Origin of the sequence: Ollibium composti (assembly GCF_004801285.1) — a bacterium.
Lineage (GTDB): Bacteria > Pseudomonadota > Alphaproteobacteria > Rhizobiales > Rhizobiaceae > Mesorhizobium > Mesorhizobium composti.
In genome coordinates, this window is the sequence record NZ_SSNY01000001.1 from 493,860 (window position 1) to 520,354 (window position 26,495).

Genomic DNA, 26,495 nt, shown 5'->3' on the forward strand with positions numbered 1-26,495 from the left:
GGCCACCCGGAACCCGGTTCACCGGCGGCAAGATTGAAAGACCGGCTGCGGCCGGCAAGGTCCAGACAATGAGCACGCCCGAAACCCATAGCGAAGTTCCCCATCGCGGCCTGATTACCGTCTCCATCATGCTGGGGACGATCATGCAGGTGCTCGATACGACGATCGCCAACGTGGCGCTGCCGTCGATGACGGGCGACCTCGGCGCCTCGCAGGACACCATCAACTGGGTCCTGACCTCCTATATCGTGGCCGCCGCCATCATGACGCCGGTCACCGGCTGGCTGGCCGACCGGCTCGGCCGCAAGCAGCTCTTCCTGACGTCCGTCGTCGGCTTCGTCGTCATGTCGATGCTGTGCGGCATCGCCTGGAGCCTGGAGTCCATGGTGGCCTTCCGGCTGATGCAGGGCGTGTTCGGCGCGGCGATCGTGCCGTTGTCGCAGACCTTCCTGCTCGACATCAACCCGCGCGAGCGCCACGGCCAGGCGATGGCCATCTGGGGCGCCGGCATCATGGTCGGCCCGATCATCGGCCCGACGCTCGGCGGCTGGCTGACCGAGAGCTTCAACTGGCGCTGGGTCTTCTTCATCAACCTGCCGGTCGGCATCATCGCCTTCCTCGGCTCGGCCGCCTACCTGCCCAACATCGCCAAGCGCGTCAGGTCTTTCGATTTCTTCGGCTTCGCCATGCTGTCGCTCGGCGTCGGTGCGCTGCAGCTGATGCTGGACCGCGGCGCCGACGCCGACTGGTTCTCCTCGGTCGAGATCTGGATCGAGCTGGGGCTCGCCATCACCGGCTTCTGGGTCTTCATCGTCCATATGCTGACGGCCGAGCATCCGTTCATCGACCCGAAGATCTTCCTCGACCGCAATTTCGCGACGGGGCTGGTGTTCATTTTCGTCATCGGTGTCATCCTTCTGGCCAGCCTCGCGCTGCTGCCGCCGATGCTGTCGACCATCTTCGGCTACCCGACCATAACCACCGGCCTCGTCATGGCGCCGCGCGGCGTCGGCACGATGATCTCGATGCTGATCGTCGGCCGCATCGTGCGCATCGTCGATGCACGCATCCTGGTGGTCGTCGGCCTGCTTCTGACGGCGCAGTCGCTCTACACCATGTCGGGCTTCTCGCCGCAGATGGACAGCTGGCTCATCATCAGCAGCGGCGTCGTCCAGGGCCTCGGCCTCGGCCTTGTCTTCGTGCCGTTGTCGACGGTGGCGTTCGCGACGCTGGAGGCGCGCTACCGCACCGACGCCACGGCGCTGTTCTCGCTGGTGCGCAACATCGGCTCCTCCATCGGCATCTCGATCGTGTCGGTGCTGTTGACGCGCAACATGCAGATCAACCACGCCGAACTCGGCGCCTACATCAACCCGTTCAATCCCAATCTCTGGGAGGCCTCGCCGGCGGCGGTGCTGGGCGACCCCAACGCGCTGTCGCAGTTGAACGGAATGGTCAACATCCAGGCGCTGATGATCTCCTACGTCAACGATTTCAAGCTGATGATGGGCGTGACCCTGCTCGCCCTGCCGCTCATCTTCCTGCTGCGCAAGCCCAAGCATGCGCCGTCGGGCGGCGGCGGTGCGCCGGCGGCGCATATGGATTAGGGTGAGGGGAATAGGTGAATAAGGGAATAGGGGAATAGGCGGGACGAAAGCACTCTTTCCTTGTTCCCCTACTGCCGTACTCCCCTATTGCCCTATTGCCCTATTGCCCTATTGCCTTACTGCCCTAATCCTTACTTCCCCAGCACCATCGCCCAGTAGCGCCAGTCGCTGTTCTTGCCATCGCGGACATAGGCGAGGCCGAAGCGGGTGAAGCGCCGGTCCAGCATGTTGCGCCGGTGCGGCGGCGAGTTTTCCCAGGTGTTCAATACGCGTGCGGTGTCCATGCGGCCGGCGGCGATGTTTTCGGCCGCGGCGCCCGCGATGCCGTTGGCCCTCACGCGCGTGGCGAAATCCTTGCCCCAACCCGTCTTGTGCTCCATGCGGCCGGCGGCGGCCATGTAGCGGGCCTGCTGCAAGGCGGCCTGTTCCAGTTGCGGGTCCGGCGCCAGGGCGGAAAGGCCCTGTTCGGCGCGAAAGGCGTTGAGGGCAGGGGCCGCCGCGCCCGATGCGCCGCCGCCATCTCCTGTCGGCTGCATGCTGCCACAGGCCTGCAAGGCCAGCAGCGCGGCGAGGCAGACGCTTGCGAAAACCGTTTTCGCGGCGGTTCGGGACGGCGTCGACGGATTGTGGGGCGAAAGGGTGCTCATACTGCGTTGATAGCGGCGATCATGGCATTTGCCGGGCAGGGTGGGCGGCGGCGATCAGCCGCGCGGCGAGATCGGGCGTCAGTTCGTCGAAATGCGAGATCACCCGCGACGGCTCGAACTCGCTGACATGACGGTCGGTGTAGCCGAAGTCGACGGCCACGACCGGAATGCCGGCGGCCTTGGCGGTGTCGATGTCGGTCTGCGAATCACCCACCATGACGGCGCGGTCGGGATCGCCGCCGGCGCGCCTGATCGTCTCCAGAAGGTGGCGCGGGTCCGGCTTGCGGAAGGCGAACGTGTCCTGGCCGGCGATGGCGGCGAAATGTTTCGTCATCCCCAGCGCCTCGATCAGCGCCAGTGAGTTCGCCTCATATTTGTTGGTGCAGATGGCGAGCAGATAGCCCGCTTCCTCGAAGCGGGCGATGGCCGGCAGGACGCCGGGATAAGGGCGCGACTTGCCTGGAATGTTGATCGTGTAGTGATCGACGAACAGCGAATGCAGACGGTCGTGTTCGGCGGCGGCGAGCGCCTTTTGCCGGGCGGCGAAGGCGCGCTCGATCATGACGCGGCCGCCATGGCCGACGAAGCCCTTGAAGCCGATCTCGTCCACCGCGGGCAGGTCGCCGGCGGCAAGGCTGTGGTTCAGGCTCTCGAGCAGGTCGGGCGCGGTGTCGATCAGGGTGCCGTCTAGGTCGAATACGATGATGGGGCGCTGCATGTCGGGTCCTTCGCCTGTTACCGCTGCCGGATAGTCCCTGCGGGCGTTACAGGCAAGGACAGACTGCCCTTTGACGCATTCCGCAAAAATGCTAGGAGCCCGGCAGGAAAAGCGGAACCGCCTGCATGAATGCCAGCGAACTGAAGGTCGAAGCCGCCCGCGCGGCGCTTGCACATGTCGGCGACGGCATGCGGCTGGGCATCGGCACGGGTTCGACGGCCGAGGCGTTCGTGCGGCTTCTCGCCGAGAAGGTGGCCGGCGGGCTCACCGTCATCGGCGTGCCGACCTCCGAGCGCACGGCTGCGCTCTGCCTGGAAGTGGGCGTGCCGCTTTCGACGCTGGACGATACGCCCGAACTCGATCTCACCATCGACGGCGCCGACGAGATCGATCCGGACTTGTCTCTCATCAAGGGCGGCGGCGGGGCGCTATTGCGCGAGAAGATCGTCGCGGCGGCCTCGCACCGCATGATCGTCATCGCCGACGCTTCCAAGATCGTCGATACGCTCGGCCGTTTCCCGTTGCCGATCGAAGTCAACAAGTTCGGCCTCAGGGCCACCGAACTCGCGATCGCCGCAGCTGCCGAGAATCTGGGTCTTTCGGGGCCGGTCGCCTTGCGCATGACGGGCGCGGCGCCTTTCGTGACCGACGGCGGCCATTTTATTCTCGACGCATCTTTTGGCCGCATTCCGGATACAAGAGCACTTTCGAACGCTCTCCACGCCATTCCGGGCGTGGTCGAGCACGGCCTTTTCATCGGTCTGGCCTCGGCGGCGATCGTCGCCGGCAGCGATGGTATCAAGACCGTCCACGCCCGATAAAACCAGGGAGTCCTGTCGATCATGATGTTGAACAAGCGGGTCCGGTGCCTTGCAGCCGCGCTGGCGGCATCCGCCGTCATCGCCTTTTCCCTGCCGGCGCTGGCGCAGGACGTGTCCGAATCGCATCTCAAGGCGGCGCATGAGGCGATTTCGGCGCTGCACGCGACCGACCCCTTCGACAACATCCTGCCTGCTGCGGCGGCAGGCTTGCAACAGCAGCTCATCCAGAAGAACCCGGATATGGAACAGCTCATCAGCACCACCATATCGGAAAAGGCGCTGGCGCTCGCCTCGCGCCGCGCCGACCTGGAGAACGAAGCGGCCACGGCCTACGCCAAGTCGTTTTCCGAGCAGGAACTGAAGGACATCGCCGCTTTTTATTCGTCGCCGTCGGGCAAGAAGCTGCTGGAAACCGGCCCCATCGCCACGCGCGAATTGGTCAAGGCCGCCGAAATCTGGCAGAACGGCATCGCACGCGACCTGGCGCAGCAAGTGGGCGAGGCGCTGGCCGCCGCCTCCAAGACCAAGGCGCCTGCCGCGCCCGCCGACGGTACGGCCGCGCCTGCCGATGACGCGGCCAAGCCCGCCGACAGCGGCAACGGCGGCTGAGCCTCCAAAGCATCTGTTTCAAAGGCCCGGCGTCGTCCGGGCCTTTTCTTTTGGCCGCCCGCCGCATACCTGTGGATCTGTTCATTCTCTTCGGGAGTTCGCCATGACGACCTACGACTACGACCTTTTCGTCATCGGGGGCGGCTCCGGCGGCGTGCGGGCGGCGCGGGTGGCGGCCGCGCTCGGCAAGCGCGTGGGCATCGCCGAGGAGTATCGTTTCGGCGGCACCTGCGTCATTCGCGGTTGCGTGCCGAAGAAGCTGTTCGTCTACGCTTCGCAGTTCCCCGAACATTTCGAGGATGCGGCCGGCTACGGCTGGACGGTGCCTCAGGCGCGCTTCGACTGGGCGACGCTGATCGCCAACAAGGACAAGGAAATCGGCCGCCTGGAGGCGATCTACAAAAGGAACGTCGAAGGCGCCGGCGGCGAAACCTTCCAGACGCGCGCCACGCTGATCGATCGCCATACGGTGCGGCTGGAAAGCCTGAACCGCACCGTCACCGCCGACCAGATCCTGATCGCCACCGGCGGGCGTCCGGCGGCGCATCCGGCGCTGCCGGGCAATGAATTCTGCATTGTCTCCAACGAGGCGTTCCATCTCGCGGAACTGCCGAAGGCGATCGCCATCGAGGGCGGCGGCTATATCGCCGTCGAGTTCGCCAACATCTTCCATGGTCTCGGCGTCGAGACCACGCTGATCTATCGCGGCACCGAAATCCTCAGCCGTTTCGACATGGACCTGAGGACAATGCTGCACGAGACGATGGAGAAGAAGGGCATCCGCATCCTGTGCCGTTCGCTGTCGGAAAAAGTGGTCAAGCGTGCCGACGGGCGGCTCGACGTGACGGTGACCGGCGGCGAGGTGCTGACGGTGGACCAGATGATGCTCGCCATCGGCCGCGTCCCGAACACCGAATCGCTCGGCCTGGACAAGGCCGGCGTCGAGCTCGACAAGAAGGGCGCCATCGTCGTGGACGCGTATTCGCGCACCAGCGTCGACAACATCTGGGCGGTCGGCGATGTCACCGACCGGGTGCAATTGACGCCGGTGGCGATCCACGAGGCGATGTGCTTCATCGAAACCGCCTTCAAGGACAATCCGACGAAGCCCGACCACGAGACCATCGCCACCGCCGTCTTCTCGCAGCCGGAGATCGGCACCGTCGGCCTGTCGGAGGACGAGGCGGCCAAGCGGTTCGCCGAGCTGGAAATCTATCGCGCTTCGTTCCGGCCGATGCGGCACACGCTTTCCGGCCGCCAGGAAAAGATGCTGATGAAGCTTGTGGTCGACGGCAAGAGCCGAAAGGTGATCGGCGCGCACATCCTCGGTCCGGATGCCGGCGAGATGGCGCAATTGCTCGGCATTCCGATCAAGGCAGGCCTCACCAAGGACGATTTCGACCGCACCATGGCGGTGCATCCGACGGCGGCGGAAGAACTGGTCACCATGTACAAGCCGAGCTACCGGGTGAAGGACGGCGCGCGCATCGACTGACGCGCGCCGTCGGCGTTACAGAAGCGTGCCGCGCAGGATAACCAGCGCCACCGAGAAATATATGGCGAGGCCGGTGACGTCGACCAGCGTGGCGACGAACGGTGCCGACGCGCTTGCCGGATCGAAGCCGAGCCGCTTCAGGGCGAAGGGCAGCATGGAGCCGGTAAGCGATCCGAAGGTGACGATACCGATCAGCGCCACTCCGATCGTGGCGGCGATGAGATGCCAGTGCGGGCCGTAGTCGTAGAGGTCCAGATGCTGCCAAAGGGTGATGCGGGCGACGCCGACCAGGCCGAGCATGGTGCCGAGCATCAGGCCGCTCGGCAGTTCGCGCAGGGCCACCCGCCACCAGTCGGCCAGTGAAATTTCGCGTAGCGCCAGGGCGCGGATGACAAGCGACGTCGCCTGCGAGCCGGAGTTGCCGCCGGAGCTCATGATGAGCGGAATGAACAGCGTCAGCACGATGGCTTTTTCCAGCTCGACCTCATAGTGCTGCATGACGCTCGCCGTCAGCATTTCGCTGAGGAACAGGGCGCACAGCCAGCCACCACGCTTGCCGATCATCGGCAGGAAGCCCATCTTCATGTAGGGCTCGTCCAGCGCCTCCATGCCGCCGAAGCGATGCACGTCCTCGGTCGTCTCCTCGATCATGGCGTCCATGATGTCGTCGACGGTGACGATGCCCAGCATGCGGCCGTTCTCGACGACGGGGAGGGCCAGGAGGTCGTATTTCGACATCTGGCGCGCGACGTCCTCGCGGTCGGTGAGCGGGGTGGCGCTGACCGGCGTGCGGTCGGGCGCGACGTCGAGGATGCGATAGTCGGAGTTGCCGGTGATCAGCCGGCGCAGGCTCAGCGCACGCAGCAGCTCCTGCGTTCTTGGATCAACGATATAGATGGCGTAGATCGTCTCGCGGGTGCGCTCGACCTTGCGGATGTAGTCGAGCGTGCGGCCGACGGTCCAGTCCGGCGGCACGCTGACATATTCGGTCGTCATGATGGAGGCGGCGCTGTGCTCGGGATAGCCGAGGATGGACAGCAACGTGGCCCTGACGGCGGGGGAAAGCTCGCCAAGTACCTCGGAGCGCGCCGGTTCGGCCAGTTCGCGCAGCACATCGGCCGCGCGGTCCACCGACATCGCCGCCAGCAGCTTGCCGGCGCGCGCGCGCGGCAGCATGGCCACCAGTTCGGGCGCCGCCTCGAGTTCCGGCTTGTCGAAGATCTCGACCAGCCGCTCGAACGGCACTTCGGCGAGCAGTTCGGCGGCGACGTCGTGCGGTTCCCCGTTCAGGGCCTCGACGATGTCGGCGATGTGGTCGTTTGCGAGGATACGGGCGAAGGCGAGGGCATCGCTGCCCGCGACGCGTGCGAATTCGTTCATGGCTCACTCCTTGCCGCCCGGCTGGCGTGAGCCCTTCAGGTCACGTCAGACAGACGGCGATTGTGTTCGACTGTAACTGTCGCCAGGCATGGCGCGGTGACCTTTCTGTTCGCGGTTCTGGACAATGGTCCGGCGAACGGCCGCACCATAGGAGCAAGCGCCTGCAAGTCAATCGGAATTGCGCCCGCAAGACGGCCTTCGGACGGGGGTCGCGACACTGTGATGAGAGCGGCCGCGAAGCGCCGGAACGAGGGCTCAGCCACCGGTGGCCTTTCGGCGGGGCAGGGCGATGAAGCGGGCGCGGTCGCGGTCTTCCGCCTGCGCCTTGGTGCGCACCCGCATCAGGTCCTTCCAGCCGATGTAGCCGACAAGGGTGTTGTCCTCGCGCAACACGACGGGCAGGTGCGAGACGTTCGCGGTCTGCAGCTTTTCGGCCAGGCTTTCGAGATATTCGTCTGGATAAGCCAGCGTGATCTTGGCCCCTGTGAGCAATTCGCCAAGCGTTGCGTGGCGATGCACGCCGCGGCGGCGCCAGCGCATGATCTGAGGCGGGTCGATGACGCCGAGCACATGACCTTCCGCATCGACGACCGGGAAGCTGGGATGCTTCGTGTCGGGCGAGGTCAGGTGCGCAGCCGCGCCATGCAGCGTCATTGCCGAAGGCACCGTCTCCACGCCGGTCGTCATCACCTCGCTGACCCTGGTCAGCGCAAAGGGGTCGACCCGGTATTCACGCACCAGGTGCAGGCCGCGCCGCGCGATCTTCTCGGTGAGGATGGAGCGCTTCATCATCAGCACGGTGGCGGCATGCGCGGTGGCGCAGGCGGCGATCAGCGGCACCAGCGCCTGCGTGTCGCCGGTCAGTTCGACGGCGAAGAAGGTGGCCGTCAGCGGCGCGCGCATGGTGCCGCCCATGGTCGCGGCCATGGCGAGCAGCGCCCAGAAGCCGGGATCGGCTGGCGGAAGCACGCCGGCCAGAACGGTGCCCATGGCGCCGCCGATGATGAGCAGCGGGGCGAGCACGCCGCCGGACGTGCCCGAACCCAGCGCCACCGACCAGATGATCGCCTTGACCACCAGGAGCAGCAGCGCCGCTTTCAGCACGGTCTCGCCGGCCAGCATCTCGGCGATGTTGGAATAGCCGACGCCGAGCGCGTTCGGCTCGATCAGGCCGCCGAGGCCGACGATCAGGCCGCCGATGGCCGGCCACCACATCCAATGGATGGGCAGCTTCAGGAAGGCGTCTTCGCAGCGGTAGACGATCTGGGTGAGGAGGCCCGACAGCAGCCCGCCGCACAGGCCGATGAACATCCAGCCGGCAAGGCCGGTCAGCGTGATCGCCATTTCGGCGTGGGTGGCGAACAGCGGCGAGGGCAGGTGGAGCATCGTGCGCTCGACATCGGCCAGGATGGCGGCGGCGGCCACCGGCACGAAGCTGCGCGGCGTCCATTCGAACAGCAGCAGTTCGACCGCCAGCATGATGGCGGCGATCGGCGTGCCGAAGACGGTGGTCATGCCGGCGGCGGCACCCGCCACCAGCAGCGTCTTGCGCTCGGCGTCGGAGACGGGCAGCGCCTGTGCGATCAGCGAGCCGATGGCGCCGCCGGTCATGATGATCGGCCCCTCGGCGCCGAACGGGCCGCCGGTGCCGATGGAGATCGCCGAGGAGAGCGGCTTGAGGATCGCAACCTTGAAGGAGAGCCGCGAGCGGCCGAGCAGGATGGCTTCCAGCGCTTCCGGAATGCCGTGGCCGCGAATCTTGTCCGAGCCGTAGCGCGCCATCAGCCCGACGATCAGCGCGCCGACGACCGGCACCAGCACGGCGAACAGGCCGAGCGGCGTGTCCTGCAATTTGAGGTCGGCCAGCGTCGCCCGGCCGAAATAGGACAGGTTGGTGGCGAGCTTTATCAGGTCCATCAGAAGCACGCCGGCACCGACGGCCACGGTCGCCACCACCGCCGCTATGGCCGCGATCAGTAGCATGCGCGCATCCGTGGTGAAGTCGCTCATGGCGTGCTGGTCTGGCTGGCCGGTCTTCATTGCAGTATGTCTTTCGAGAATCCAGGATCGGCGGCTATGCTGCCGGCCGTCTGCGCGCGGGGTCGACGGTGATCGCTCTCTATCGCAACACGATATAAATTCAAGTCGTATGTGGTCCGCGTGCGGACCGATCGGGGTGGAAACGGGCATGAGTACGGAAAAATCGCAGCGACGGCGGGGTGCCGAGATCACGCAGGCCGACTATCACGCTCTGTCGCAGTTCCGTTACCTGATCCGCTGCTTCCTCGAATTCAGCCAGAACGCGGCCAAGGCGGTCGGCCTGCAGCCACGCCACCATCAGGCTCTATTGGCCATCAAGGGCTTTCCCGGCGGCGGGCCGGTGTCGGTGGGAGATCTGGCCGAGCGGCTTCGCATCCGCCACCACAGCGCCGTGGAACTGGTGGACCGGCTGAGCGAAGCGGGGCTCGTCGAGCGCCGCCACGCCGAGGACGACCAGCGCAAGGTCATGCTGATCCTGACCGAGCGGGCGGAAGCGCTGCTTGCCGAGCTTTCGGCTGCCCATCTCGACGAGTTGTCACGCGTCGAGCCGATGCTGACCAAGGTGCTGTCGCGGCGGGACGGCTGAGAGCCTGTTTAGAAATTCTACTCTGACGGCCATTTGATGGCGGTTTCTGCGCTTCCGTTGCTCATGGACCAAATGTCCGCTGCGCTACGGTTCTCCAAACCACCACCATATGGCTCGCCAGAGCGAATTTCGAAACAGGCTCCGGGAAACCGCCTGCGGCGTGTCGCGCCTACTTCTGCTTCAGCCGCAGGCGGGCGATGCGGCGCCAGCCTTCCTCCATCGCCGGCGAGCGGGTCGGCTGGCGCATCGCGGGGCGGTTGAGGATCTCGGTGATCTCGGCCGGCAGCGGCGGCTGGAGCGGCTTCTTTATGACGGTGCCGTCGGCGATCGTCACGACCGAATCGTAGAATTCCGTGCCGGAGGCCGAGCGCGGCGGGGTCGCCTCGTGCATGATGCTGACGACGGTGGCGTTGGGGCAGTTGTCCTTGATCGCCTGGTGGAAGGCGATCTTGCCCTCCGGATCGAGCGCGGCCGACGCCTCGTCGAGGAACAGCAGGCCCGGCTGCTGCAACAGGATGCGCGCCACCACCAGCTTCTGCTTCTGGCCGCCCGAAAGCTGCTGGTCCCAGCCCTTGCCCTGGCGGGTGACGTCGCCGAGGTGCTCGATGAACTCGCCGAGCCCGGCCTTGTGAAGGGCGGCCGCGACGCGCGCGTCCGAATGGTCCTTAGGTGCGTCGGGCAGGCAGACCTGTTCCTTCAGCGACACCTGCGGCAGGCGCACGTCCTGCGCGGCGTAGAAGCTCTTGACGCCCTCCGGCAGGACGATGGTGCCGCGCCCGTAGGGCCACAGGCCGTTGATGGCTTTCAGCAGCGATGTCTTGCCGCAACCGGACTCGCCACGCAGGAAAATCCATTCGCCGCGCCGGAATCGCAACTGGTCGATGGCCAGGAACGGCGTGGTGTCGTGACCCTCGTGCGCCAGTTCCAGGTTCTGGATGGTCAGCCCGAAGACCGGGTTCTGGCTGGTGCGGCGGAACTCCGAGCGGCCCGTCCGGCGATAGAATTCGTCCGGCTTCTGCACGTTCTCGATGGCGACGGCCACTTCGATGACGCGCTTGGAATTGGCGCGCAACGTGGCGATGGCGGGCATGACGTGGATGAACCACGAGCACTGGCTGATCAGGGCGTTGACCAGCTCAGCGCCGGTTATGTAGCCCTTGAGATCGATGCGGTTGTGGACGAAGGGGATCAGCCCCGGGCCGTAGGCGACGATGCGGGCGCCGACGAAATTGTAGACCCGCTCGAAGGAAGCATAGCTGGCGCTCACGATGTTGTGGCGGCCCCAGGTCTGGTCGATGTCGACGTAAAGGCGCTCGTGCATGGCCTTCTGCACGTCCTCGCCGCGTGAGGCCGCGACATGGAAGGAACGGCGCAGCAGCGTCGTCAATTCGCCGCGATAGCTTCCCTCGGCCCGCTGCATGCGGATCGAAAGCTGTTCCAGCATGCCGCCGAGCTTGACGGCGATCCAGGTGTTGAGCGGCACGTAGACGGCCACGGCGACGAAGGCGAGTACGGCGCTGCCGTAGCTGCCGAGGAATTCGAGCCCGGCGACTTCGGTGGAGGAGGAGATCAGCTTCTGGCCGACGAAGTACAGCGAGGTCGCCACCGCCATGACGCCCATGGCAAGGCCGATGGCGCCGCCCGTCATGTCCTTGATCGATTCCTGGACGCGCTGGTCGATGTTGTCGGGCGCCGGCGTGCCGGCGCCGTGCTGGGCATGGAAATGGCTGTGGTTGGCGTCCAGCAGCGCTTCGTTGAAACGGTTGTCCAGCCAGGCCCGCCAGCGGCGGTGCAGGGTGGCCGAAATATAGGTGCGGCTGCCGGTGATGCCGGCGTCCTTGATGACCACAAGTCCGACGAGGAAGGCCGCGTTCTCGAGCAGCGAGGTCAGCGGCGTGGTGTTGGCGGCATCGTGGAAGAAGGCGATCGAGTTGATCAGTTCGCCCGAAGCTTCCGCGAACCAGACACCCGCCTTCGACGACAGGGCGGTGAGCAGGGCGATCACCACCGTCAGCGTCCAGGCTTCCTTCCAACTGCTGGAGAACCAGTAGGCCCGCATCAGGCCCCAGAAATTGCGCATGGAAGAGACCGGGGTGGAGGCCGCCTTCCGGGAAGGCGCCGGCTGGGCGGCGTCACCTTTTTGTTCCGACATTGAGCGCCGCAGTCTGCCGCTCCGAATCACTATCCCGCCCAAACCTTTTTTCGTATTGTTACGGATGGTAACACCAATTGATCATTTTCCATTAATTTTGTTTGGGCATGGCGGATTGACGGCGCAAACGTGGCGAGAGAGCAACAGATGCCGTCTGTGACAATTTTGCAGCAATCGCATTTTCGTCAATGAATTCAGTCTGTTGAATCGCTTTGCCGGCAACTGCCTTGCTTACGTGAGGGAAGGTCCGGCAAGAAAAATTCAGCGGTCGAATGCCCTCGGACGACCCGCTTGAGGCGGCGTGATTGACCTTCGGATGCATTTCGACGGCTTTCGGCGTGACTTGATTCGAGGCTTTGGCGCTTCGTTTATCGTCAGCGGACGAAGCTTCCGTGACAGCGCCGCCGCAGGCCGGCGGCCCGTCGGTCGCATGCGGGGAAAATCCGCACTAGAATAGGAACCGGGCTTCCTGTAAGGAGCCGCCATCCCATACGGGGATTGGTTTTGCGGGCAATCTTGCCTGCTTTGAAAGCGCGTTGAAGGCGCGTCGGGTGCTGACATGACGAAGTGGTCGCCGAATTCCTGGAGAGCCAAGCCGATTAGCCAAGTTCCCGCCTATCCGGATCTGGGCGCGCTGAAGGACACCGAGGCGCAGCTCGCCAGCTTTCCGCCGCTGGTTTTCGCCGGCGAGGCGCGCAAGCTGAAGAAACAGCTGGCGACTGTCGCCGCCGGTGACGCATTCCTCCTACAGGGCGGCGATTGCGCCGAGAGCTTCGCCGAGCACGGCGCGGACAACATCCGCGACTTCTTTCGCGTGTTCCTGCAGATGGCCGTGGTGATGACCTATGCCGGCGCGCAGCCGGTGGTGAAGGTCGGGCGCGTCGCCGGCCAGTTCGCCAAGCCGCGCTCGTCCGACAACGAGACGAAGGCGGACGTGACGCTGCCGAGCTACCGCGGCGACATCATCAACGGCATCGAGTTCGACGAGAAGTCGCGCGTGCCCGATCCGCAGCGGCAGGTGATGGCCTATCGCCAGTCGGCCGCGACTCTCAACCTTCTGCGCGCCTTTGCCCAGGGCGGCTATGCCAGCCTGGAGAACGTGCATCGCTGGATGCTGGGCTTCGTCTCCGACAGCCCGCAGGCGGAGAAGTACGGTGCGCTCGCCAACCGCATCACCGAGACGATGGACTTCATGCGTGCCGTCGGCATCACATCGGAGAGCAATTTCGCGTTGCGCGAGACGGACTTCTACACCAGCCATGAGGCGCTGCTGCTCGGCTACGAGGAAGCGCTGACGCGCGTCGATTCGACCAGCGGCGACTGGTACGCGACGTCGGGCCACATGATCTGGATCGGCGACCGCACGCGCCAGCCCGATCATGCGCATATCGAATACTGCCGGGGCATCAGGAACCCACTCGGCCTGAAGTGCGGCCCTTCGCTGACGCCGGACGGGTTGATCGAACTGATCGACCTGCTCAACCCCGAGAACGAGCCGGGCCGGCTGACGCTGATTGCCCGCTTCGGCGCCGACAAGGCGGGTGAGCATCTGCCGAAGCTGGTGCGCGCCGTCGAGAAGGAAGGCCGCTCGGTCGTGTGGTCGTGCGATCCCATGCACGGCAACACCATCACGGCTGCAGGCTACAAGACGCGGCCTTTCGACCGCATCCTGAAGGAAGTGGAGATCTTCTTCGAGGTGCATCGGGCCGAGGGCACCCATCCGGGCGGCATCCATGTCGAGATGACCGGCAAGAACGTCACTGAATGCACCGGCGGCGCGCGCGCCATCACCGCCGAGGACCTGCATGACCGCTATCACACCCATTGCGACCCGCGCCTCAACGCGGACCAGGCGATCGAGCTGGCGTTCCTGGTGTCGGACCTCTTGAAGAAGAACGCGCCGGTGCGGCAGCGGCATACGGAAGCGGCGGAATAAGTCCGGCGGCTATTGCCGGGTTGAAAGGAAAAGGCGCCTGAGAGGGCGCCTTTTTCTTTGCGTGAATTGGATGCTCTCGTTCAGTCCTTCTTGTAGAGCAGCCAGTTCTTGCCCGACGGGCCGGCCATGGTGGAGTGGCGGGTGACGCGGTTGCGGCCTGCCACCTTGGAGCGGTAGAGCGCGCGGTCCGCCTTTGTGTAGAGGTCCTCCGGACTGTCGCCTTCCGAGGCCATGCAGATGCCCATCGAGACGGTGACGGTGCCGTAGTTCGTGCCGGTCTGGGGGCTGGCGAACGGCGTCTGCTCGACCAGCGCGCGGATGCGCTCGGCCATCTGGTAGGTCGTGTCCTCGCTGGCGCCTTCGACGATAAGGGCGAATTCCTCGCCGCCGGTGCGCGCCACGAACACGCCGGCATGGCTGTTCGACTGGAAGATGTCGGCGATGATCTGGATGATCTTGTCGCCGACAGGATGGCCGAAACGGTCGTTGATGTCCTTGAAGCGGTCGATATCGGCCAGGATCAGGGCGTTGAACAGGATGCCCTTGCTCGAATTGTAGATGCGCGCGATCTCCTTGTCGAAGGCGCGCCGGTTCCAGATCTGCGTCAGCGGATCGGTGTCGGCCAGGCGCTTGTATTCCTCCAGCTTCGACTTCACGCTTTCGAGTTCGGCCGACTTGTCGGACAGCGTCGAGAGAACCTGCCTGCCGTGATCGATCGTCGAGGTGGTGGCGACGGAGATCGCGCCGACGATCTTCTGCAACAGCTCCCTGGAGATCGTGCTGCGGCTGTTGAGGCCGTTCGACGTCTCGTCGAGGATCCTGCCGTATTTCTCGATATGCGAACGTTCGCTGCGCAAAAGCGAGGCGACGTCCTCCAGCTCCCTGGCGAGGGTCTCGCGCGCCTGCTCGACGATGCCCTGGCCGTGGTTCTGGGAGAAGAACTTGCGGCCGATGGCGTCGAGTTCCTCCTGGGTCGGCCGGTTGTTCAAAGCCACGACGGCGAGGCTGAGCGCGGGGTTCGATCCGCTCAGCGCTTCGTAGAATATCTCGTAGTTGCGCGGCAGGCCCATGACGCCGAGCTGGCGCATGGTCGTGACGACAGCGGTTGCCAGGTCGGTGCTGCGTTCGAGCGTTGCGGCTGCCGGCTGCATGCGCGTTTCATTCTCCCCTTGAGACTCTGTGCCGGGTCGCACGGATCGTCCTTGCCGATGGAGGGCGCGCGGAGTGTTCTTGAAACATGACGAAGAACGCGCCCCCAGCTGCGATCTTCGCGTGCATCACCATAGATACGGTATCGCTAAATCTTCCTTAATTCCGCGAATTTGAAGGCATCTATTTCTACTATAAAGTGTATACAATTCTCTATATTGCATTTCGCGCCCATGTTGCCGGCTGTCGTATTTGCCGATGCGGCCGTCCCGATCCTGTGGAATGCTGCGTCCATCGGCCATGCAGGAAGGAGAGACGGATGGAGACGATTCACGAAGGCGGGTGCCTGTGCGGTGGCGTGCGCTTCAGGACGCGCGGCAGGCTACGTGGCGTGATCTACTGCCACTGCTCGCAATGCCGCCGTCAAAGCGGCCATTTCGTCGCCGCCACCAGCGCGTCGGACACCGGCCTCGCCGTCGAAGGTGGGCCGCATCTCGCCTGGTATGCCGCTTCCGCCGATGCCCGGCGCGGCTTTTGCCGTACCTGCGGTTCGCTGCTGTTCTGGAAGCAGGAGGGAACCGACACCACGTCGATCATGGCCGGAGCCTTCGACCGTCCTACCGGTCTTGCCGGCGACAGCCACATCTTCGTTGCCGATAAGGGCGATTACTACGAAATCTGCGATGGGCTGCCGCAATTTACCGACTATGAGACGCCCGCTGCGGTTGCCCGCGACTGAAAGACGTCGGATAAGCGCGCTATGCGGAGAAGATCACGCCCATGATGCGCCTCATCCATGCCTGGCAGAATTCACTGCGCGCCTTCCGCCGGTTGGCTTCCGGTGAGGCTGCGTTCAGGCAGGAACTCGCCCTGCTGGTGCTGGCGCTGCCGGTCGGCTGGTTCGTCTCGACCAGTTGGAGCGGCTATGCGCTGCTGGTCGGGGCCGTCCTGCTTCTGATGCTGGTTGAAGTTCTGAACACCGGCATCGAGGCCGCCTGCAACGCGGTGAGCCGCGAGTTCAACGCCGACATCCAGCTTGCCAAGGATTGCGGCTCGCTGGCGGTGCTGATCGCCGTCGTTCTCGCCGCCGGCATCTGGATCGTCGCCATCGCCGGGCGCCTGGCCGGCGGGGCCGTATAGCAGGACCAATCGAAGGGGCGTTGTCGGAGCGCTCAGGGCAGGCTAAATCCCGCTCATGACCAAGAAAGCCGCTCCCGATATCCTGCGCATCGCCATCGCCCAGCTCAACCCGACCGTCGGCGACGTCACCGGCAACCTCGCCAAGGCGCGCGAGGCGAGGGCGGACGCCGCCCGGCAGGGCGCCGACCTCGTCCTGTTCACCGAGCTTTTCTTGGCCGGTTATCCGCCGGAAGACCTCGTGCTGAAGCCTGCCTTCCTGAAGGCCTGCGAGAAGGCGGCCGAGGATTTCGCCAAGGATACGGCGGATGGCGGGCCGGGCGTCATCATCGGCACGCCGCTGAAGCGCAAGAGCGGCACGCACAACTCGGTCGTCGTCGCCGATGGCGGCAAGATCATCGGCGAGTGTTACAAGGTCGACCTGCCGAATTACGGCGAGTTCGACGAGAAGCGCGTCTTCCAGGCCGGGCCGGAGATTTCCGGGCCGGTGAATTTCCGCGGCATCCGCATCGGCATCCCGATCTGCGAGGATATCTGGGGCGATCTCGGCGTGTGCGAGACGCTGGCCGAGAGCGGCGCCGAGATGCTTCTGGTGCCCAACGGCTCGCCCTACTATCGCGGCAAGCAGGACGTGCGCCAGCAGGTGGTGCTGAAGCAGGTGATCGAGACGGGCCTGCCGCTGGTGTGGGCCAACCAGCTCGGCGGCCAGGACGAACTTGTGTTCGACGGCGCCTCCTTCGGCATCAACGCCGACAAGTCGCTCGCCTTCCAGATGAGCCAGTTCGAGGAGACGGTGGACGTCGTCACCTGGAAGCGGACGGCCGATGGGTGGGTCTGTTCGCAGGGGCCGAAGTCACGCATTCCGGAGAAGGAGGAGGCGGACTACCGTGCCTGCATGGTCGGCCTGCGTGACTATGTGAACAAGAACGGCTTCAAGAATGTAGTCCTCGGCCTTTCCGGCGGCATCGATTCGGCGATCTGCGCGGCGCTTGCCGTCGATGCGCTGGGCGAGGAGCGCGTGCGCTGCGTGATGATGCCTTACCGCTATACGTCGAAGGATTCGCTGAAGGATGCCGAGGACTGCGCCCGCGCGCTCGGCACTCGCTACGACATCGTGCCGATTTTCGAGCCGGTGGAAGGGTTTTCGCACGCGCTGTCGCAGCTTTTCGAGGGCACGCGCGAGGGCATCACGGAAGAAAACCTGCAAAGCCGCGCGCGCGGCACCATCCTGATGGCGATCTCCAACAAGTTCGGCTCGATGGTGGTGACCACCGGCAACAAGAGCGAGATGTCGGTGGGTTACGCCACGCTCTACGGCGACATGAACGGCGGCTTCAACCCGATCAAGGACCTCTACAAGATGCAGGTCTATGCGATCTCGCGCTGGCGCAATGCCCATGTGCCGCCGACCGCGCTGGGGCCGAGCGGAGAGGTGATCCCGGTCAACATCATCGACAAGGCGCCGTCCGCCGAACTGCGCGAGAACCAGACGGACCAGGATTCGCTGCCGCCCTATCCGGCGCTGGACGACATCCTCGAATGCCTCGTCGAGCACGAGATGGGCGTGGACGAGATCGTCGCGCGCGGTCATGACCGGGCGACGGTGGCGCGGGTGGAAAACCTGCTCTACATCGCCGAATATAAGCGCCGGCAGGCCGCCCCCGGCGTCAAGATCACGCGCAAGAATTTCGGTCGCGACCGCCGCTACCCGATCACCAACCGGTTCCGCGACCGGGGATGAGCCGATGAGCCTCGAGATTGTCCATGATCTGACCCTGCTCGATTTCAGGGCGACGGCGGACCTCCTTGGGGCCAGCTATTGGGGGAAAGGCAGGAGCGACGCCATCAATCGTCGCGCCTTCGAGAACTCGGTTTGCGCGATTGCCCGGATCGATGGCAGGCAGGTGGGGTTTGCGCGCGCCTCGGGGGATCGTGCGGTGTTCGCGCGTATTTCCGACGTGATCGTGTGGCCCGACCAGCGCGGCAAGGGGATCGGCAAGGCCCTTGTCGCGGCACTTCTCGACCATGCCGATCTGAAAACGGTTTCCGCCTGGATGCTCAACACCAGCGATGCGCATGGCCTGTACGAGCGTTTCGGATTTCGCCGCGTGACGAACGGCAACGAAATGCGCCTCGATCGATAGATCGGGACAAGAGAACGCCCTGTTTTCCCATCGATTCCGGCATCGCTGTTGCGCGCTTGGCGGGCGAGTGACGCGGCGGCGAGGCTTGACGCTTTTCCTCTTCCGCTCATTACGGGTGGTCATCATCACGAACTGTGTTACTCTGTTGCGTATCGTGATTGATCAGGTCGCGACAATTCCCGAAAAGAGACTGAGGAGGAAAACAATGTCCATGGGAGAAAAATGGAGTGCCTATCGGCCGTCCAAGGCGGTCTGGCTCTGGTCCTGCGTCGGCGCTGCGGTGCTGACCATGATCGTCGGCTTCTCGTGGGGCGGCTGGGTGACCGGCGGCACGGCGACCAAGCAGGCGGAAACGGCAGGCGAACAGGCGGCGGCGCAACTCGCGGCCAACATCTGCGTTCACAGGTTCCTCGCGGCGCCCGACGCTTCGGCACAGCTGGCGGAACTGAAGAAGGAAGATACCTGGAAGCGCGACACCTTCGTCGAAAAGGGCGGCTGGGTCACCTTCGCCAAGATGGAAAAGCCGGTGGACGGGGCGGCCGAACTCTGCGCCCAGCAGCTTGCCAGCGCGGAACTTCCGGCAGCGACGACGGCGGACGCCGCCTCCGAAACGACAGTCAACTAGGACGACCTTTTATGGAATGGCGAGCCGGAGTCCTTTCGGCTCGCAGCCTTTTCGATACCCTACTCATAGTGACGACGCGCCGCCGGCTGTCCGGCAACACGCGATCTCGAAGGATTTGCCGTCCTCGTCAGGTTGCCTTCCACATTGAGGGGAGCCACGACTAGCGCTGTTGCAGATATACCTCAACGATTCGGCCAGCCGTGATTTCTGCCCGGCAAGGGGTTGGCGCGGTTCAAAGCGCTGGCTATAAGCCGATATTCCGCGATTCCCGTTGGGGGAGGTCACGTATGCCACGATTTGACATCGCTAAAGGGGGCCGCAAGGCCTAGGCATGATCGCCGCCGGTTTTCCGGCCGATTGTCGAATTCGCATCGACCAGCAGGCGAAGCGCCTGCGAGCGGTTCTTTCCATTTCTGATTTTTGAGGCCGGGCGAATTGCCGCCCGATTGACATCATGACTCGTTTCAAAACCGACCTCGGCGGCGGCGCCTTCGCCAGCGTGCTTGGCTTCACCGTCCGCCATTGGCGGCGCCAGCCCTGGCGGCTGGCGCTGATCGTCGTCACCTTCATGGTCGCGACGCTGGCCGACGTGCTCACCCCGCTCTATTCCGGACGGCTGGTCGATGCGGTGGCCTCCGGCGCCGCGGCCGATGCCGTGGCCTGGGATGCCGCGAAGGCGGCCTTCGTCACGCTGATCGCCCTGGCGCTTGGCTCCGTCGTCATGCGCAACATCGCCTTCGTCGGCATCACCGACCTGACGCTGAAGATGATGGCCGACATCTCGGCCGACGCCTTCCATCGCGTCCAGCGCTTCTCGACGGACTGGCACGCGAACTCCTTCGCCGGCTCGACCGTGCGCAAGGTGACGCGCGGCATGTGGGCGCTCGACCTGCTCAACGACACCATCCTGATCGCGCTGTTCCCGTCGCTGGTCATGCTGGTCGGCTCGACCGTGCTTCTCGGCTGGTATTGGCCGATGATGGGGCTGGTCATCGCCATCGGCTCGCTGGTGTTCATCGCGGTCACCGCCGCGCTGTCGCTCGGCTATGTCGCGCCGGCGGCCCGGCTCGCCAACATCTGGGACACCAAGCTCGGCGGGTCGCTGGCCGACGCGGTGAGCTGCAACGCGGTGGTGAAGGGTTTCGGCGCCGAGGAGCGCGAGGAAGCGCGCTTCGCAGAGGTCGTTGCCAAGTGGCGCGGCCGCACCCGCCGCACCTGGATGCGCGGCACGGTGAACGGCACGACGCAGGGAATGATGCTGCTCGGCCTGAGGGCCGCCGTCATCGGCTTCGTGCTGGTGCTGTGGAGCTGGGGGCAGGCAAGCGCCGGCGACGTCGCCTTCGTGCTGACCTCCTTCTTCGTGCTGCAGGGCTACCTGCGCGACATCGGCATGCACATCCGCAACATGCAGCGCTCCGTCAACGACATGGAGGAGCTGGTCGATTTCGAGGCGCAGCCGCTGGATGTCGACGACCGGCCGGGCGCCGGGCCGATCCGCATCGGGGAGGGCGGCATCACCTTCGACCATGTGACGTTCCATTACGGCAACCACCGCCTGCCGCTCTACCGGGATTTCTCCATCAGGATTAAGCCGGGCGAGCGGGTGGGGCTGGTCGGGCATTCCGGCTCCGGCAAGACGACTTTCGTCAAGCTGATCCAGCGGCTCTACGACGTCAGCGGCGGGCGTATCCTGATCGACGGCCAGGATATCGCCGGGGTGCAGCAGGCGTCGCTGCGCTCGCAGATCGCCATCGTGCAGCAGGAGCCGATCCTGTTCCATCGCTCGCTGGCGGAGAACATCGCCTACGGCCGGCCCTCGGCGACGCAGGCCGAGATCGAGGAGGCGGCGCGGCAGGCCAGCGCCCACCACTTCATCACGGCGCTGCCCAAGGGCTACGGCACGCTGGTCGGCGAGCGCGGCGTCAAGCTGTCCGGTGGCGAGCGCCAGCGCGTGGCGATCGCGCGCGCCTTCCTGGCGGATGCACCGATCCTGATCTTCGACGAGGCGACGTCCAGCCTCGATTCGGAATCGGAGGTGCTGATCCAGCAGGCGATGGAACGGCTGATGGTGGGGCGCACGACGCTGGTCATCGCGCACCGACTCTCCACCGTGCGCTCGCTCGACCGACTGCTGGTCTTCGACCGGGGCAGGATCGCCGAGGAAGGCTCGCACGACGAGCTGATCCGTCTGCAGGGCGGCATCTACCGCCGGCTGTTCGAGCGTCAGGCGCTGGAGCTGACCAAGGGGCTGGCATGAGGGGGCGGCTGGCTATCGCACAAGGCGATCCCCCTCTCCGTCTCGGCTTTGCCGAGCCACGTCTCCCCCACTTCGTGAGGGGAGAGGATGGGTGCCAAGCCTGTGGCCGGCGTATCCTCTCCCCCGGAACGGGGGAGAGGTGGCGCGCGAAGCGCGACGGAGAGGGGGGCAACACCCTGCGCCACTGTCCTGAGCCTGACAGAAGCCCACCCGCACCCGCGCTTTTCATCCTCGCTGCATTGGCCTAAACAGGCGGGCGGGTAGGGCGGTTCTTGTCAACGCAAAGAGCATCCGCTACGCCCCCTTCATGACAGTCACCGTCCGCTTCGCCCCGTCGCCCACCGGCCGCATCCATATCGGCAACGCGCGCACCGCGCTGTTCAACTGGCTGTTCGCGCAAAAGCACCGAGGCCGATTCATCCAGCGCTTCGACGACACCGACGTCGCCCGCTCGAAGCAGGAATATGCCGATTCCATCCTCTACGACCTGCATTGGCTGGGCATCTTCCAGGACGCCACGGAATACCAGTCGAAGCGCTTCGACCATTACGACGCGGCGGTGGAGCGGCTGAAGGCGGCCGGCGTGCTCTATCCGTGCTACGAGACGCCGGAGGAACTGGACCTGCGCCGCAAGGTGCGCCGCACGCGTGGCCTGCCGCCGGTCTACGGCCGCGAGGCGCTGGCGCTGACGTCAGCCCAGATCGCCGAATACGAAGGCGACGGGCGCCGCCCGCATTGGCGCTTCCTGCTGCCCAACTTCGTCTCCGACCCGCTGGAGCCGATGCGCACTGAAATCCGCTGGAACGACCTCGTGCGCGGCGAGGAGACGGTCGATCTCGCTTCCGTCTCCGATCCGGTGCTGGTGCGCGAGGACGGCACCTATCTCTACACGCTGCCTTCGGTGGTGGACGACATCGACATGGGCATCAGCCACGTCATCCGCGGCGACGACCATGTCACCAACACCGGCGTGCAGATCGCGCTGTTCCAGGCGCTGGGCGCCGTGCCGCCGGGCTTCGGTCACCACAACCTGCTCACCACGGTCTCGGGCGAGGGACTGTCGAAGCGCACCGGCGCGCTGTCGATCCAGGGCCTGCGCGAGGACGGCATCGAGGCGATGGCGGTGGCCTCGCTGGCGGTGCTGATCGGCACGTCGGAAAGCGTCCATGCGATGCCGACCATGGCCGAGCTCGCAGACCATTTCGATCCGGCGGCGACGTCGAAATCGGCGGCCAAGTTCGATCCCGACGAATTGCTGGTGCTGAACCGCGCGCTGCTGCACCACATGGCGTTTGCCGACGCGCGCGACCGGCTTGGGGCGCTGGGTATCGGCGGCGAGCGGGCGGAGCCGTTCTGGAACGCCGTGCGCGGCAATCTCGACCGGCTTTCCGATGCCGCCCAATGGTGGAAGATCGTCAACGAAGGGCCGCAGGAGACGTCGGAGCTCTCCGACGAGGACCGCGACTTCGTTCGGATCGCCTTCGACCTTTTGCCCGAAGACCCGTGGGACGCCGGCGTCTGGAAAGCCTGGACCGCCAAGGTGAGAAAGATGACCGAGCGCAAGGGCAAGGCGCTGTTCATGCCGCTCAGGCTGGCGCTTACGGGCCTTTCTTCGGGGCCGGAGCTCGCAGATCTATTGCCCCTGATGGGTCGGGAAGGAACCTTGGCCCGACGACCCTGACCTTGCGGTCCCCGGACGAATTTTCCGCCGCCTTCTCGGCGGCCAGCCGCCTGATCGTCTCGATGTCGAGGCCGCCTTCGGCATTGGCCTGCGTTTCGGGATCGGCCGCCGGGTCCGGCCTTGCCGCCGGCATGATCGAAACGGAGGGCGACAGCGACTGCATGGTCGGCGAAGATGTCGGCCCGGCACCGGAAACGCCGCTGGAGCCGCCGCCGAGAATGGAAAAATCCCTCGGCGCGTTGCAGCCGCAGCTTTGCGGCACCGAGGCGTTCGGCTTCTTGTAGAGATAGGCGGTCGAAAGATCGCCGTAGGGGCGGCCGGTGGCCACCGAGATCATGCGCGACGAATCCTCGTCCATTCCGCGCGTGTAGAAAAGCTGGATGGCGGCGCCGGGGCAGCTCGATTCGCAATTCTTCTGGTCGCGTTCGAAATCGCCGGCGGAAGCCGCGTTGGACATCGGGAAGAAATAGCCGTCGCAGGTGCGCACGCATAGGGTGCGGTATTCGCCGCCCGGAAGGGAAACCTCGTTCGGCCTATCGGCGCGCTCGATGGTTTCGCCGAGCAGGCGCTGGACGCTGCCGTCGCTGGAGCGGATCGTCACTGCCTTGTCTTCCGCCTTGCGGTCGCGGCAGCCGTTCTTGTCGAGCAGCGCCATCAGGCGGGCGCGGCTGCGGCGCTTGCCGCCGCCGGAGAGCTGGGCGCGCTTGCGCTCGAGCTTGTCCAGGTTGCCGTTCATGCGCGACAGGGCGGCATTGAGCGAGGCGCATTGGCTGACGTTGCCGGAAAACAGCGAGAAGCCGCAGCCGAGGGTGCGCGCCTGGCTGCGCGCCTTGGCGATCTCGCTTTGCTGCCGCGCGATGGCGGCGTCGTATCTGTTGAGCTGCGCGGGGCCGGAACCGCCGCGCGGTGCGCCCGCGAGTTCCGCCTCCAACTGGCGGCAGATGTGGGCGGACGCCTGCGCCGCAGCCGGTGCGAATGCAACCAGCACCGCCGCGCCCATCAGTGCGGCAGCGAGCATTTGCGCCCTGCGATCGCCCTTCATCCGGTTCGGTTCCCGCCGCCAGAATCGTCCAGCGAAAGCTTAGCGCGCGGCGAGTTAACCCGTTCTTTACGCTGTCGGCGCGTCGAGCTTCAGCGTCGCCTGTGCCCGCTGCGAAGCCTCGACGACGGCAAGCGCGGTCATGTTAACGACGCCGCGCGAGGTGACCGACGGGGTCAAGATGTGCGCCGGCTTGTCGGTGCCGAGCAGGATCGGCCCGACATGCAGCGCGTCGAGCGTCGCTTGCAGCGCGGTCAGGGTGATGTTGGCGGCGTCGAGGTTAGGGAAGACCAGAAGGTTGGCTTCCCCTTTCAGGCGCGAGCCGGGGTTCACGCGCTGGCGCAGATGCGCCGACAGCGCGGTGTCGGCGTGCATCTCGCCGTCGCATTCGAGGTCGGGTGCGATGCGGTGCAGGATTTCGGCCGCCTTGCGCATCTTCATGGCGCTCGGCACGTCGCGCGAGCCGAAGTCCGACAGCGACAGAAGCGCCGCCTTCGGCTCGATGCCGAAGCGGCGGATTTCTTCCGCCGCGAGCACGGTCATCTCGGCGATTTCCTCCGCACTCGGATCGACCGTCACATGGGTGTCGGTGAGGAACAGCACGCCGCGCTGCGAAATCAGCATCGAGAGCGTCGACAGGTCGCGATCCTCGATGCCCGGCCGGCTGCCGATGATGAGGTTGACGTTGCGCAGGTGGCGGGCGAAGCGGCCTTCCAGCCCGCACAGCATGGCGTCCGCGTCGCCGCGCTTCACGGCAAGGGCTGCGATGACGGTGTTTTCGGTGCGCACCTTGGTGCGCGCGGCTTCCGGCGTGACGCCGCGGCGGCCGCCGAGTTCCATCAGCAGGTCGACATAATGCCGGTAGCGCGGATCATCTTCCGGGTTGATGAGGCCGAAATCGACGCCCGGCCGGATGCGCAGGCCGTGACGCTTGAGGCGGACTTCGATGACGTGCGGGCGGCCGATCAGGATCGGCTCGGCGATGCCTTCCTCCAGCACCACCTGGGCGGCGCGCAGCACGCGCTCGTCCTCGCCGTCGGCATAGATGACGCGCTTCAGGCTCGCCGTCTTCGCCGCTGAGAAGACCGGCTTCATGACGAGGCCCGAGCGGAAGACGAAGCGGTTCAGCTTGTCGATATAGGCGGCGAAATCCTCGATGGGCCGTGTCGCCACGCCGGTCTCGCAGGCGGCCTTGGCGACTGCCGGGGCGATGCGCAGGATGAGGCGCGGATCGAACGGCGAGGGGATGAGGAAATCGGGGCCGAACATCGGCGTCTCGCCCGAATAGGCGCGCGCTGCGACGTCCGACGGCTCCTCGCGGGCGAGGCCGGCGATGGCGCGCACGGCGGCCATCTTCATCTCCTCGTTGATGGCGCTGGCGCCGCAGTCCAGCGCGCCACGGAAGATGTAAGGAAAGCACAGGACGTTGTTGACCTGATTGGGGAAATCGGAACGGCCGGTGCAGATCATCGCGTCCGGGCGCGCGGCACGGGCCACCTCCGGCATGATCTCCGGCGTCGGGTTGGCGAGCGCCAGGATCAGCGGCTTTTCCGCCATGTCGGCGAGCAGTTCGGGCTTCAGCACGCCTGCGGCGGACAGGCCGAGGAAGATGTCGGCGCCGCCGATCACGTCGGCCAGCGTGCGGGCGTCGGTATCCTTGACGTAGGCGTCCTTCCAGCGGTCCATTTCCTCGACGCGGCCTTGATAGGCGACGCCGTGGCGGTCGGTGACCCAGATGTTGTCGATGCTGGCGCCGAGAGAAACCAGAAGGTTGAGGCAGGCAAGCGCGGCGGCACCGGCGCCGGAGGTGACGATCTTGACCTTGCCGATCTCCTTGCCGGCCAGTTCCAGCGCGTTCAGCACCGCCGACGCCACGATGATGGCGGTGCCGTGCTGGTCGTCATGGAACACCGGAATGCTCATGCGCGCCTTCAGCCGTTCCTCCACCTCGAAGCATTCGGGGGCCTTGATGTCCTCAAGGTTGATGCCGCCGAAGGTGGGTTCGAGCGCCGAAATGGTCTCGACCATGCGATCGATCCCGGGCGCGTCGATCTCGATGTCGAAGACGTCGATGCCGGCGAACTTCTTGAACAGTACGGCCTTGCCTTCCATTACCGGCTTGGAGGCGAGCGGACCGATGTTGCCGAGGCCGAGCACGGCCGTGCCGTTCGACACCACGCCCACGAGATTGGCGCGGCTGGTGTAGTCGGCCGCGAGCGCCGGGTCGTCCTGGATGGCGAGGCAGGGGGCGGCGACGCCGGGCGAATAGGCCAGCGCCAGGTCGCGCTGGTTGCCGAGCGGCTTGGTGGCCTGGATTTCCAGCTTTCCGGGGGTCGGGTGCTTGTGGAAGAAAAGCGCCGCCTCGTCGAGGTCGGAACGCGCCGGTTTCTTGTTTTCATCCTTCATCTCGGTCCCCGCACTATCAGCCTTTTGTTCCTTTTAGCACGCAGCTGGGCGTTTTCGAGGCGGCAA

At 65.4% G+C, this 26,495-nt stretch carries 22 protein-coding genes; 14 read left to right on the top strand and 8 right to left on the bottom strand.

What is annotated here, in order from left to right:
* The first annotated feature begins 68 nt into the window (after window positions 1–68).
* Entirely contained in the window at window positions 69–1,607 is a 1,539-nt protein-coding gene (locus E6C48_RS02385; RefSeq protein WP_136353585.1) for a DHA2 family efflux MFS transporter permease subunit, read from the top strand.
* Window positions 1,608–1,738: 131 nt separating this feature from the next.
* On the opposite strand, the gene E6C48_RS02390 is transcribed toward E6C48_RS02385, so the two are convergent.
* Both E6C48_RS02390 and E6C48_RS02395 read right to left on the bottom strand, forming a co-directional pair.
* The gene (locus tag E6C48_RS02390; RefSeq protein WP_136353587.1) at window positions 1,739–2,254 is read right to left on the bottom strand and encodes a CAP domain-containing protein; all 516 of its coding nucleotides are present in this window, start codon (window positions 2,252–2,254) and stop codon (window positions 1,739–1,741) included.
* A gap of 19 nt (window positions 2,255–2,273) precedes the next feature.
* Complete coding sequence (locus E6C48_RS02395; protein WP_136353589.1) at window positions 2,274–2,972, bottom strand: phosphoglycolate phosphatase; 699 nt, start codon at window positions 2,970–2,972, stop codon at window positions 2,274–2,276.
* 125 nt (window positions 2,973–3,097) lie between these two features.
* Here E6C48_RS02395 and rpiA point away from each other — a divergent pair, with 125 nt between their 5' ends.
* The 3 genes from rpiA to gor all read left to right on the top strand — a co-directional run bounded on the left by rpiA (window position 3,098) and on the right by gor (window position 5,897).
* Entirely contained in the window at window positions 3,098–3,793 is a 696-nt protein-coding gene (gene rpiA / locus E6C48_RS02400) for a ribose-5-phosphate isomerase RpiA (protein ID WP_136353591.1), read from the top strand.
* A gap of 21 nt (window positions 3,794–3,814) precedes the next feature.
* Entirely contained in the window at window positions 3,815–4,402 is a 588-nt protein-coding gene (locus E6C48_RS02405) for a DUF2059 domain-containing protein (protein ID WP_136353593.1), read from the top strand.
* Between the two features lie 103 nt (window positions 4,403–4,505).
* Window positions 4,506–5,897: a glutathione-disulfide reductase gene (gene gor / locus E6C48_RS02410; RefSeq protein WP_136353595.1), complete on the top strand. Its 1,392-nt coding sequence runs from the start codon at window positions 4,506–4,508 to the stop codon at window positions 5,895–5,897.
* 15 nt (window positions 5,898–5,912) lie between these two features.
* On the opposite strand, the gene mgtE is transcribed toward gor, so the two are convergent.
* Window positions 5,913–7,277, bottom strand: coding sequence for a magnesium transporter (gene mgtE, locus E6C48_RS02415; protein WP_136353597.1), 1,365 nt, complete (start codon window positions 7,275–7,277; stop codon window positions 5,913–5,915).
* Between the two features lie 255 nt (window positions 7,278–7,532).
* On the bottom strand, window positions 7,533–9,317 hold the full coding sequence (locus E6C48_RS02420; protein ID WP_136353599.1) for a chloride channel protein: 1,785 nt from the start codon (window positions 9,315–9,317) through the stop codon (window positions 7,533–7,535).
* A 148-nt stretch (window positions 9,318–9,465) separates the two neighbouring features.
* Here E6C48_RS02420 and E6C48_RS02425 point away from each other — a divergent pair, with 148 nt between their 5' ends.
* Complete coding sequence (locus E6C48_RS02425) at window positions 9,466–9,903, top strand: MarR family winged helix-turn-helix transcriptional regulator (RefSeq protein WP_136353601.1); 438 nt, start codon at window positions 9,466–9,468, stop codon at window positions 9,901–9,903.
* 169 nt (window positions 9,904–10,072) lie between these two features.
* Here the strand turns inward: E6C48_RS02425 and E6C48_RS02430 are convergent, their stop codons facing one another.
* A complete protein-coding gene (locus tag E6C48_RS02430) occupies window positions 10,073–11,983 on the bottom strand; it encodes an ABC transporter ATP-binding protein/permease (RefSeq protein WP_136353603.1) in 1,911 nt (636 codons plus the stop codon).
* Here E6C48_RS02430 and E6C48_RS02435 point away from each other — a divergent pair.
* Together E6C48_RS02435 and E6C48_RS02440 are read left to right on the top strand one after the other, a co-directional pair.
* Entirely contained in the window at window positions 11,982–12,215 is a 234-nt protein-coding gene (locus E6C48_RS02435) for a hypothetical protein (protein ID WP_136353605.1), read from the top strand. The genes E6C48_RS02430 and E6C48_RS02435 overlap by 2 nt on opposite strands.
* Window positions 12,216–12,614: 399 nt before the next feature.
* A complete protein-coding gene (locus tag E6C48_RS02440) occupies window positions 12,615–13,991 on the top strand; it encodes a class II 3-deoxy-7-phosphoheptulonate synthase (protein WP_136353607.1) in 1,377 nt (458 codons plus the stop codon).
* Between the two features lie 80 nt (window positions 13,992–14,071).
* Here the strand turns inward: E6C48_RS02440 and E6C48_RS02445 are convergent, their stop codons facing one another.
* A complete protein-coding gene (locus tag E6C48_RS02445) occupies window positions 14,072–15,142 on the bottom strand; it encodes a GGDEF domain-containing protein (protein ID WP_136353610.1) in 1,071 nt (356 codons plus the stop codon).
* A gap of 317 nt (window positions 15,143–15,459) precedes the next feature.
* On the opposite strand from E6C48_RS02445, the gene E6C48_RS02450 reads away from it, so the two are divergent.
* The 7 genes from E6C48_RS02450 to gltX all read left to right on the top strand — a co-directional run bounded on the left by E6C48_RS02450 (window position 15,460) and on the right by gltX (window position 22,984).
* On the top strand, window positions 15,460–15,879 hold the full coding sequence (locus E6C48_RS02450) for a GFA family protein (protein WP_136353612.1): 420 nt from the start codon (window positions 15,460–15,462) through the stop codon (window positions 15,877–15,879).
* A 41-nt stretch (window positions 15,880–15,920) separates the two neighbouring features.
* The gene (locus E6C48_RS02455; protein WP_136353614.1) at window positions 15,921–16,280 is read left to right on the top strand and encodes a diacylglycerol kinase; all 360 of its coding nucleotides are present in this window, start codon (window positions 15,921–15,923) and stop codon (window positions 16,278–16,280) included.
* 55 nt (window positions 16,281–16,335) lie between these two features.
* Entirely contained in the window at window positions 16,336–18,018 is a 1,683-nt protein-coding gene (locus E6C48_RS02460; protein WP_136353616.1) for an NAD+ synthase, read from the top strand.
* A 4-nt stretch (window positions 18,019–18,022) separates the two neighbouring features.
* Window positions 18,023–18,421 carry a GNAT family N-acetyltransferase gene (locus E6C48_RS02465; RefSeq protein ID WP_136353618.1) on the top strand — a complete coding sequence of 133 codons (399 nt, stop codon included), beginning with the start codon at window positions 18,023–18,025 and terminating at the stop codon, window positions 18,419–18,421.
* Between the two features lie 205 nt (window positions 18,422–18,626).
* The gene (locus E6C48_RS02470) at window positions 18,627–19,046 is read left to right on the top strand and encodes a hypothetical protein (protein WP_136353620.1); all 420 of its coding nucleotides are present in this window, start codon (window positions 18,627–18,629) and stop codon (window positions 19,044–19,046) included.
* A 454-nt stretch (window positions 19,047–19,500) separates the two neighbouring features.
* Complete coding sequence (locus E6C48_RS02475; protein WP_136353622.1) at window positions 19,501–21,303, top strand: ABC transporter ATP-binding protein; 1,803 nt, start codon at window positions 19,501–19,503, stop codon at window positions 21,301–21,303.
* Between the two features lie 307 nt (window positions 21,304–21,610).
* The gene (gene gltX, locus E6C48_RS02480) at window positions 21,611–22,984 is read left to right on the top strand and encodes a glutamate--tRNA ligase (RefSeq protein ID WP_136353624.1); all 1,374 of its coding nucleotides are present in this window, start codon (window positions 21,611–21,613) and stop codon (window positions 22,982–22,984) included.
* Here gltX and E6C48_RS02485 read toward each other — a convergent pair.
* Both E6C48_RS02485 and E6C48_RS02490 read right to left on the bottom strand, forming a co-directional pair.
* Window positions 22,902–24,002, bottom strand: coding sequence for a DUF2865 domain-containing protein (locus E6C48_RS02485; RefSeq protein ID WP_230978641.1), 1,101 nt, complete (start codon window positions 24,000–24,002; stop codon window positions 22,902–22,904). The two genes, gltX and E6C48_RS02485, sit on opposite strands and share 83 nt — an antisense overlap.
* Before the next feature lie 90 nt (window positions 24,003–24,092).
* Window positions 24,093–26,429 carry an NADP-dependent malic enzyme gene (locus tag E6C48_RS02490; RefSeq protein ID WP_136353628.1) on the bottom strand — a complete coding sequence of 779 codons (2,337 nt, stop codon included), beginning with the start codon at window positions 26,427–26,429 and terminating at the stop codon, window positions 24,093–24,095.
* Window positions 26,430–26,495 lie beyond the last annotated feature (66 nt).

Excerpts from the sequence above, each read along its gene's own strand:
- rpiA (WP_136353591.1), top strand. The coding sequence starts at position 3,098 with ATGAATGCCAGCGAACTGAAGGTCGAAGCCGCCCGCGCGGCGCTTGCA.
- E6C48_RS02440 (WP_136353607.1), top strand. The coding sequence starts at position 12,615 with ATGACGAAGTGGTCGCCGAATTCCTGGAGAGCCAAGCCGATTAGCCAA.
- E6C48_RS02475 (WP_136353622.1), top strand. The coding sequence starts at position 19,501 with ATGACTCGTTTCAAAACCGACCTCGGCGGCGGCGCCTTCGCCAGCGTG.
- E6C48_RS02470 (WP_136353620.1), top strand. The coding sequence starts at position 18,627 with ATGTCCATGGGAGAAAAATGGAGTGCCTATCGGCCGTCCAAGGCGGTC.
- E6C48_RS02405 (WP_136353593.1), top strand. The coding sequence starts at position 3,815 with ATGATGTTGAACAAGCGGGTCCGGTGCCTTGCAGCCGCGCTGGCGGCA.
- E6C48_RS02460 (WP_136353616.1), top strand. The coding sequence starts at position 16,336 with ATGACCAAGAAAGCCGCTCCCGATATCCTGCGCATCGCCATCGCCCAG.
- E6C48_RS02490 (WP_136353628.1), bottom strand. The coding sequence starts at position 26,429 with ATGAAGGATGAAAACAAGAAACCGGCGCGTTCCGACCTCGACGAGGCG.
- E6C48_RS02425 (WP_136353601.1), top strand. The coding sequence starts at position 9,466 with ATGAGTACGGAAAAATCGCAGCGACGGCGGGGTGCCGAGATCACGCAG.
- E6C48_RS02445 (WP_136353610.1), bottom strand. The coding sequence starts at position 15,142 with ATGCAGCCGGCAGCCGCAACGCTCGAACGCAGCACCGACCTGGCAACC.
- E6C48_RS02455 (WP_136353614.1), top strand. The coding sequence starts at position 15,921 with ATGATGCGCCTCATCCATGCCTGGCAGAATTCACTGCGCGCCTTCCGC.
- E6C48_RS02430 (WP_136353603.1), bottom strand. The coding sequence starts at position 11,983 with ATGCGCAATTTCTGGGGCCTGATGCGGGCCTACTGGTTCTCCAGCAGT.
- E6C48_RS02435 (WP_136353605.1), top strand. The coding sequence starts at position 11,982 with ATGGAAGAGACCGGGGTGGAGGCCGCCTTCCGGGAAGGCGCCGGCTGG.
- E6C48_RS02450 (WP_136353612.1), top strand. The coding sequence starts at position 15,460 with ATGGAGACGATTCACGAAGGCGGGTGCCTGTGCGGTGGCGTGCGCTTC.
- E6C48_RS02385 (WP_136353585.1), top strand. The coding sequence starts at position 69 with ATGAGCACGCCCGAAACCCATAGCGAAGTTCCCCATCGCGGCCTGATT.
- gltX (WP_136353624.1), top strand. The coding sequence starts at position 21,611 with ATGACAGTCACCGTCCGCTTCGCCCCGTCGCCCACCGGCCGCATCCAT.
- gor (WP_136353595.1), top strand. The coding sequence starts at position 4,506 with ATGACGACCTACGACTACGACCTTTTCGTCATCGGGGGCGGCTCCGGC.
- E6C48_RS02390 (WP_136353587.1), bottom strand. The coding sequence starts at position 2,254 with ATGAGCACCCTTTCGCCCCACAATCCGTCGACGCCGTCCCGAACCGCC.
- E6C48_RS02465 (WP_136353618.1), top strand. The coding sequence starts at position 18,023 with ATGAGCCTCGAGATTGTCCATGATCTGACCCTGCTCGATTTCAGGGCG.
- E6C48_RS02395 (WP_136353589.1), bottom strand. The coding sequence starts at position 2,972 with ATGCAGCGCCCCATCATCGTATTCGACCTAGACGGCACCCTGATCGAC.
- E6C48_RS02485 (WP_230978641.1), bottom strand. The coding sequence starts at position 24,002 with ATGCTCGCTGCCGCACTGATGGGCGCGGCGGTGCTGGTTGCATTCGCA.
- mgtE (WP_136353597.1), bottom strand. The coding sequence starts at position 7,277 with ATGAACGAATTCGCACGCGTCGCGGGCAGCGATGCCCTCGCCTTCGCC.
- E6C48_RS02420 (WP_136353599.1), bottom strand. The coding sequence starts at position 9,317 with ATGAAGACCGGCCAGCCAGACCAGCACGCCATGAGCGACTTCACCACG.